At 29.6% G+C, this 7,483-nt stretch carries 12 protein-coding genes; all 12 read right to left on the minus strand.

Features of this window, described 5'->3' with window-relative positions; genetic code table 11:
* Window positions 1-324: DUF2232 domain-containing protein (locus CHL78_RS18960; RefSeq protein ID WP_116041707.1), on the minus strand; the 324-nt coding region annotated here is incomplete at its 3' end.
* Window positions 325-331: 7 nt separating this feature from the next.
* Entirely contained in the window at window positions 332-652 is a 321-nt protein-coding gene (locus CHL78_RS18965; RefSeq protein WP_094369572.1) for a MazG-like family protein, read from the minus strand.
* Window positions 653-758: 106 nt separating this feature from the next.
* The gene (gene rpsR / locus CHL78_RS18970; protein ID WP_042277459.1) at window positions 759-986 is read right to left on the minus strand and encodes a 30S ribosomal protein S18; all 228 of its coding nucleotides are present in this window, start codon (window positions 984-986) and stop codon (window positions 759-761) included.
* 18 nt (window positions 987-1,004) lie between these two features.
* On the minus strand, window positions 1,005-1,442 hold the full coding sequence (gene ssb, locus CHL78_RS18975; protein ID WP_116041709.1) for a single-stranded DNA-binding protein: 438 nt from the start codon (window positions 1,440-1,442) through the stop codon (window positions 1,005-1,007).
* A 36-nt stretch (window positions 1,443-1,478) separates the two neighbouring features.
* Window positions 1,479-1,757, minus strand: coding sequence for a 30S ribosomal protein S6 (gene rpsF / locus CHL78_RS18980; RefSeq protein ID WP_116041711.1), 279 nt, complete (start codon window positions 1,755-1,757; stop codon window positions 1,479-1,481).
* A gap of 302 nt (window positions 1,758-2,059) precedes the next feature.
* Window positions 2,060-3,262: an aminotransferase-like domain-containing protein gene (locus tag CHL78_RS18985; RefSeq protein WP_116041713.1), complete on the minus strand. Its 1,203-nt coding sequence runs from the start codon at window positions 3,260-3,262 to the stop codon at window positions 2,060-2,062.
* Window positions 3,263-3,360: 98 nt separating this feature from the next.
* Window positions 3,361-3,546, minus strand: a complete 186-nt coding sequence (locus CHL78_RS18990) for a DUF951 domain-containing protein (RefSeq protein ID WP_094366901.1) — start codon at window positions 3,544-3,546, stop codon at window positions 3,361-3,363.
* A 13-nt stretch (window positions 3,547-3,559) separates the two neighbouring features.
* Entirely contained in the window at window positions 3,560-3,823 is a 264-nt protein-coding gene (locus tag CHL78_RS18995) for a DUF3343 domain-containing protein (protein ID WP_094366902.1), read from the minus strand.
* A gap of 85 nt (window positions 3,824-3,908) precedes the next feature.
* The gene (gene yedF, locus CHL78_RS19000) at window positions 3,909-4,499 is read right to left on the minus strand and encodes a sulfurtransferase-like selenium metabolism protein YedF (RefSeq protein ID WP_094366927.1); all 591 of its coding nucleotides are present in this window, start codon (window positions 4,497-4,499) and stop codon (window positions 3,909-3,911) included.
* A 94-nt stretch (window positions 4,500-4,593) separates the two neighbouring features.
* Entirely contained in the window at window positions 4,594-5,610 is a 1,017-nt protein-coding gene (locus tag CHL78_RS19005; RefSeq protein WP_094366903.1) for a hypothetical protein, read from the minus strand.
* A 60-nt stretch (window positions 5,611-5,670) separates the two neighbouring features.
* Complete coding sequence (locus CHL78_RS19010; protein ID WP_094366904.1) at window positions 5,671-6,963, minus strand: helix-turn-helix domain-containing protein; 1,293 nt, start codon at window positions 6,961-6,963, stop codon at window positions 5,671-5,673.
* Between the two features lie 299 nt (window positions 6,964-7,262).
* Window positions 7,263-7,483 (minus strand): aminotransferase class V-fold PLP-dependent enzyme (locus tag CHL78_RS19015; protein ID WP_116041715.1); only part of this gene is annotated, 221 nt, incomplete at its 5' end.

A 7,483-nucleotide genomic window follows, 5' to 3' on the forward strand; every position in this document is an offset into this window, starting at 1 on the left:
GCCATATATAGGCTCAAACTTATTGTATTCAGCTTCTGCTAGATTCTTTCTTGCTATACTTCCTATTACAGCTCCAGGTATAGCACTCAATATGCATATATTAGTAGCATAAATAGGGTCTACAAATACCATAAGCACTAAAAACGTCACAATAATAGATAAAATCGAATTTTTATTATCAGATAATATACTTATTACAGCATATGGTACTGATAAAAATAATCCTAATATACCTAACATAGGAGCCTTTGCTGTGGCTAAAGCTAACAGTATCGCTACGATGATTATTCCTAAGGTCTGAGACAGTTTAACTTTATTGTTCAATTTAGAATCACTCCCTATTGTCCATATGTTTTTTTAACTCAGATAGTTCCCCATACCATCTTTCTACGCTGTGGTCTTCACTTATTCCTAGTTTTATCTTTTCTTTAACTTTATAATCGACTTCCTTGAAGCTTATCCCCAATCTTTTTGCTAAAAGATACGTTATCATAACTATATTTGCTAGAGTGTCTTGAAGTGCCTCATCTAGTGGTTTAACTCCTTTAAACAATAGATTAAATAAGTCACCTATACTCATTAATAATTCCGTCTTCATCCATTCTACTATCTTTATATTCTTCGTTATCTCTGAACCTTTATCAAATCTCACAGTTGCCCCCCTCCTTAATATATAAATATTATATCATAAATTATAACCATATAAATAATAAAAAAAACGAGCCCCGTGGCTCGTTTTTGTATTAGTCTAATAAATCTTAGTCTAATGTGTATGGTAAAAGCGCTATGTTTCTAGCTCTCTTTATTGCAACTGTTAATTCTCTTTGGTGCTTAGCACAAGTTCCAGAGATTCTTCTTGGTAATATCTTACCTCTTTCAGTTACGTATTTAGTTAATCTTTGAGTGTTCTTGTAGTCTATTCTAGCATCTTTAGAAGCACAGAATTGACAAACTCTCTTTTTCTTACGTCTCTTCTTGTTTATCATAGTAGTTCCCTCCTTTTTCTAGAATGGTATATCGTCGTCATCTATAGCTTGGAATCCTTGAGGATCTAAACCTTGAGGTTCAAAACTCGGTTCAAAGCTAGGAGCTTGACTTGGATATGGGTTGTCCGATTTATTTTTATTACTATCTAAAGCTTGTACTGACATAGTACTTACTTTAGTAAAAGTTCTTTTTTCGCCTGTTTGTGTTTGGTAGTTATCTACTCTTAAGTTACCTTGCACTGCAACTAATCTACCTTTCGATATATAGTTGGCACAAAACTCAGCAGATTTCCCCATAACCTCTACAGGTATAAAATCAGTATCTCTGGTTCCATCTTTCTTAGTAAAGTCTCTATTGACTGCTATAGTAAAGCTGGCAACAGCAGTTCCTGTTCCAGGTATATATCTTAACTCAGGATCCTTCGTTAATCTACCTACTAATACAACATGGTTCATAAATTCACCATCCTACTCTCATAATAAAACTAGTTATTAAGCAACAACTATCATGTGTCTTATTACGTTTTCGTTTATCTTTAAGTTTCTGTCTATTTCTTTAGGAACATCAACACCAGCGTTGAAGTTAACTAATACGTAGTAACCTTCAGTAAACTTAGCTATTGGGTAAGCTAATTTTCTAGTTCCCCATACGTCAACCTTAACTACTTCACCTTCAGTAGCAACTACTTCCTTAACTTTGTTTAGTGCAGCTTCTCTTACTTCTTCATCAGCATTAGGCTTTACTACGAAAACTAATTCATAATTCTTCATTATTTTTTCACCTCCCTTTGGACTTAACGGCTCTACTTCGTAGAGCAGAGAAATGAGACTTAAATCTCATACCTGCATATTTTATCATTCATTTACAAAATTGTCAATTTGATTTTCTGTCTAATATTTATTATTACAGTTTTTTTTGATGTTAATACGTATATATTTGATTTATTTAGATAATAATATAGCTATATAGCCCCCATAACTTAAATATATTTCATCCCAATCTCCCCTAAAAAAGGATGGTCTAATGACCATCCTTTTTTTATATACTAAAATATTATAAACTTATTTATATTCTATGCTTCAGCCTTTTCTTCCATAAATGATTTTAAAACTGAACCTAATCTCTTAATACCTTCAACTATTTTTTCTTCTGGCATAGTTGAATAGTTAAGTCTAAAGCAATTTTCCTTACCACCATTAGGGAAGAATGATCCTCCTGGAACATATGCAACATTATTTTCTAAGCATTTTTGCATTATTACTTTTGAATCTAGATGCTTAGGAAGCTGTACCCATGTAAATAATCCACCTTCTGGATGTGTATACTCCAATCCTTCGGGAAATTCTTCTGCAATAGTTTTAAGCATTAAATCTCTACGCTTTCTATACACTTCTTTTATATTTTCAACATGTTTATCTAAATCGTATAAGTCCATAAATTTACTAACTTCTCTTTGAGATATTGTAGAGGCTTGTAAGTCCGCACCTTGCTTTACAAATATAAACTTACTCAATATTTCTTCTGATGCACAAGTCCATCCTAATCTATACCCTGGGCAGAAAATTTTTGAAAAAGACCCTAGGAATACTACTAGCCCTTTTTTATCCATCGATTTTAATGATGGTAAGCTCTCACCCTCAAATCTTAATTCCCCATATGGGTTATCCTCTATTACAGGTATTTCATATTTATTTATTATTTCCATAAAAGCCTTACGTCTTTCTATTGGCCAAGTTCTTCCCGTAGGGTTTTGAAAATCTGGTATGACATAAATCATTTTTACTCTTTCTGTAGTTTGTAGTGTTTTTTCTAACTCTTCCATAATCATTCCATTGCTATCTGTTGGAACTTCTATAAATTTAGGGCCATATGCTTTAAATGCATTTATAGCTCCTAAATATGAAGGACTTTCACATAATACTACATCACCCTCATCTAAGAACACCTTACCTGCAAAATCTAACCCTTGCTGAGATCCATTTGTAATTAATATGTCATCTTTGGTAACGTTTGTCTTACTTTTACTATTCATTCTATCTGCAATATGAGCTCTTAAAGGATTATACCCTTCTGTTGTAGAATATTGTAATGCTTGTCTACCTTGTTCCTCTAATACTAGCACTGATATTTTTTCCATTTCTTCAACTGGAAATAGTTCTGGTGCTGGTAATCCCCCTGCAAAAGATATTACTTCTGGATTTTCTGTAAGCTTTAGAAGCTCACGTATCTCAGACCCCTTTAATCCATCCATTCTTCTTGCATATTTGATAGCCATAATTAATCCCCCCTGAAAGATTTTTTATCTACCTTAATTATATCAAAGCTTAGAACATTCCGATACTTATCTTACCTTATTTTCCCAACCTTTTTTGATTATTCACTAATTATCTTCTTGGTTCTTTTTTCTAATGTCTCTCTATCTAACATAATTAATCTATCACACTGTGTGCATCTTATTTTTATATCCATACCTACTCTTGTTATTTCAAAAGTTTTGCATCCACAAGCATGTTGTTTTTTTAGTTCTACAATATCTCCTACCTTAAGATTCATTGGCATATTATCAATCCTCCTAACTTACCTTATTTACTTCCTTTGATCCGTTTTCTAATTTCTTTATATTATAAATTCCTTTATACTCAACATTATTTGCTTCCAATATCTCTAATATTTTGTCCATATCCTCATATTGGAATCTGATTGATATTCCACAACTCGCTGTTATTTCTCTAGGAGTTGGTAGTGTTATAGATTTTATACTATTTTCACCAAATAGTTTATCTGATCTTATTGCATGATGTGTCGAGCTAAATGATACTATATACATTTCTTGCATTTTACTAACCTCTTTTCTGCTATTTTATTTTAGTAGTTTTGTTAAAATAAAGGCTACATAAATAATTATGTAGCCTTCTAAGTTCTTATATAGATATAGTTTGTGATGAATTTTTCATTGTATCCAATATCGTATACATATTTGTAACTGTACCTACTTGTAAGCTCTCTTTTAAACCATAATAGTCTAAGCAAGTCCCACAAGATAATATTTCAACACCTGCATCTTCAAGTATCTTAAGGTGTTCTACAGTTGCTTCGTTTTCAGTACTTAGTTTTACACCACCATTTACTAAAAGTATGTATTTTGGGTAAGGCTTACTTTCTGTTAGTGTATATATAAATCCTTTTATAAGTACACTTCCCAATTCATCATTTCCACTTCCCATTTTGTCTGAAGATATGAATATACACTTATCCTCTAAGCTACTATCTTTAATTTCTTTTATTATAACATTTTCTCCCTTTTTTATCTCTATAGATATTAAATCTTTTTCTTCCTTGATTATTCTAGTCTCACAGTTTATAGATTTAGCTAACTTTAGTATATTTTCTTTAGCTATTTCATTATCTACTGTAGTTATTACTAGACCTTCTTCTATATTATCTAACTCTTTTTTAGTATTTATTACAGGCTTTGGACAAGCTAATCCTCTTGCATCTATTTCTATAATCATTTTCATTCCATCTCCTTAGAATTATTATCTTTTATTTTATCACAAGGATTATTTTGCTTGTTATAGATAATTTCAATACATTCATAGATTTGATTTAATTTATCTTTAATAGTTTTATATTATTTTCAAAAATTACAGCCACTGTATTATCTTTAATTAGCCTAACATCTTTTATTTTATCTTTAAATTTTTTTATTTCTTTTTTCTTGTTATTGTATATAGTATTTTCTGCGTATGTTATATAACTTTCATTTATTGCTTGTATCCCCTGCACATCTACATTATTTTTAATACTTTCATATTTATCTTTCTCCATATAACCAACTTGTCCATCTTTACAATATACGTATAACTTGTTATCTACAACTTGACTTATATTGCTTATTTCACTTACCTTAATATTATTTTTTTCATTCAAGCTACTATCTAAAACAATTATTCTATCACTAAATAGTAAATAAATATATTTATCTACTACTACAGAATCAATAATTATATCCTTAAATTCTACCAATTTATCTAAGTTACCTGTTTTATCGTATAGGTTAACCTCACTATTTGCTTTATCCTTGGTTTTCATTCCTACTACTGCTATCTTCTCTTCTAATACTTCTACATCTGTTATCCTATTTGAATACTCGATTTCCTTTATCAAGCTTTCATCTTGATCCTGAAGTTTAATATATTCTTTACCATCTTTCTCATATATTGTCATAAATAAGTACATATTTATGCTTTTATATAATATAGTTTGCTGTGGAACATTTTGCTTAAACATAGTTCTACCTTCTTTGTCTAGACTAAATGCCATACCGTCAGCCAATATATCTATATATTTGTTACTACTTATTTTGCACTCCTCTAACTCTTTTTTTAGTGAAAATATTACTTCACCTTTGTCATTAACTATAGAAACTTTCTTATCATTAAATAAAACTAAGTTACCTTCATATACCGAATACTCTACTTTATCATTTGTGCTAATAGTTTTGATTTCTCTAGCATTGACTTCACTTCCTTGTGAGAAATTAAAAATCTTACTCTTACTTGGGTTAATAAATATAATTAATAATAAAACTACTACTGCTATTATCTTTTTAATCTGCTCCACCTCCTTATTTTCTATAATTTATTCTATAAAAATAAAAGAGACTCCTTTAAAAGAGTCTCTTTAAATTATTTCTAAGTTTCTATACATGCATACTCCCTTTTGGTAGTATTCCAATTCTTTATCCTTTGATATAGTCGAATATAATTCTCCTAAATCTATGTATATATTTGCCAATATTTTATTATTACCTACTTCAGATATAATGTTTATACACTTATTTAAATACTCTATAGCTAGATTATTTTCATTTTGCTTTCTATACATATCTGAGTAGAATCTTAATGCTCTATATTCATTAAGTTTATTCTTACCTTTTATTGATGAAGCTAGGGCTATCTTACAATATTTCTTTGCCATCTCATATTCTTCATTCTCTACATAAACTTCTATTATTTTAAATAGTCCAGTCATCATATAGTCATCTTCTGAATCTTTCTTTATATCATATACCTTATATGAATACTCTAGGGCTTTATCTCTATTTCCTAGCTTTTTATATATCTCAGATATAGTCAAGTATACACTTGCCATACCAGTTTTATTATCTTCTTTTTCTAAAATATCTAAAGCTTTTTTGAAGTATTCTTTAGACTCTTCATATTTACCCATGTTTAAGAAGTTATTTGCTTTTAAAGATATCATTTCAACTTCTTCCATTGAGCTGTTTTTCTTGTCTAAGCTATCTACTTTCTGTATATACTCTAACGATTTCTCAGACTTATCTAGTTTTATGTAGCAATATGCCATCTTGCTGTATAAGTCCTTATATGATTCAACACCTTCATTTTTACTTTTATCTAAAACATCTTCTGCAAAATCAAATCTACTTATAGCTCCTTTATAGAAACCATCTTTCATATATATATTCCCTATATTTAAATAACATTTAAATATATTGTCAGTATCATTATCCTTAATAAAGAAGTAAAGCGCCTTCTCAAAATCACTTACTGCCTCGCTATAATTACCATTTTTTAAATTTATTGTAGCTAATAGAAAATTACATTTTCCATAGTTATCTGTTAAATCATATTTTTTGCATATCTCGATAACTTCAGCTATTTGTCTTTGTGCATTTTCTAGTTCATTACACTTTATATATACTTCACTTTGTAGTATTAAATTATCTGTTATCTTTCTAGATTGCATTTCTTTTGTCTCTAGTAAGTAATCAATACTTACATCTAGTTTTCCAGATAGGTATTCCAATAGTTCGTAGCTTGTGTGAGACTTATCTCTTTCTATATGGCTTATTTGTGCAGCAGTAATTCTGTCTCCAGCCAGCTCCTTCAATGTCATATTTTTTTCTTTTCTGAGCTTTTTTATTTTCTCTCCTAAACTAAGAATATCCATACTAACCCCCCTTGAAAGCATTTTCTCATAATATAATTATAACTTATATTTATATTAAACACACTATTTAAATTTACATTTTTTTCATCATTTCTATTAAAAATTACTCTTTTCACCTAAAAATATAGTAATATTTTATATTTCACTTTGAAATCTGAAATAATGACAATTAGTATGTAACATATAAACAATTCATTTATCATATCATCAGCACTTAATTTAGTTCGTCTATAAAAAAGGTGGATAATGTCTAAATATAATTTCATTGAAAATATTTAGACATTATCCACCTTTTTGATTTAATTATTATTAGAGATTTCTTTTAGTGCTTCTATTGCAGAATCAATTTCTTCTTTAGTATTAAAGTATCCCATACTAAACCTTACCGCACCTTGTTCTAGTGTACCTAAGGTCTTATGAGCAAGAGGTGCACAGTGAATTCCTGATCTTGTAGCTATATCATACTCACTATCTAGTAAAAAAGTTATCTCTCCAGAGTCCATATCGCCTATATTTATAC

This window comes from Romboutsia weinsteinii (genome assembly GCF_002250835.2).
GTDB lineage: Bacteria > Bacillota > Clostridia > Peptostreptococcales > Peptostreptococcaceae > Romboutsia_A > Romboutsia_A weinsteinii.

Bases quoted from the DNA above. Each gene is read 5' to 3' on its own strand.
- rpsR (WP_042277459.1), bottom strand. From the start codon at position 986: ATGATAAACAAGAAGAGACGTAAGAAAAAGAGAGTTTGTCAATTCTGT.
- ssb (WP_116041709.1), bottom strand. From the start codon at position 1,442: ATGAACCATGTTGTATTAGTAGGTAGATTAACGAAGGATCCTGAGTTA.
- rpsF (WP_116041711.1), bottom strand. From the start codon at position 1,757: ATGAAGAATTATGAATTAGTTTTCGTAGTAAAGCCTAATGCTGATGAA.
- CHL78_RS18985 (WP_116041713.1), bottom strand. From the start codon at position 3,262: ATGGCTATCAAATATGCAAGAAGAATGGATGGATTAAAGGGGTCTGAG.
- CHL78_RS18990 (WP_094366901.1), bottom strand. From the start codon at position 3,546: ATGCCAATGAATCTTAAGGTAGGAGATATTGTAGAACTAAAAAAACAA.
- CHL78_RS18995 (WP_094366902.1), bottom strand. From the start codon at position 3,823: ATGCAAGAAATGTATATAGTATCATTTAGCTCGACACATCATGCAATA.
- yedF (WP_094366927.1), bottom strand. From the start codon at position 4,499: ATGATTATAGAAATAGATGCAAGAGGATTAGCTTGTCCAAAGCCTGTA.
- CHL78_RS19010 (WP_094366904.1), bottom strand. From the start codon at position 6,963: ATGGATATTCTTAGTTTAGGAGAGAAAATAAAAAAGCTCAGAAAAGAA.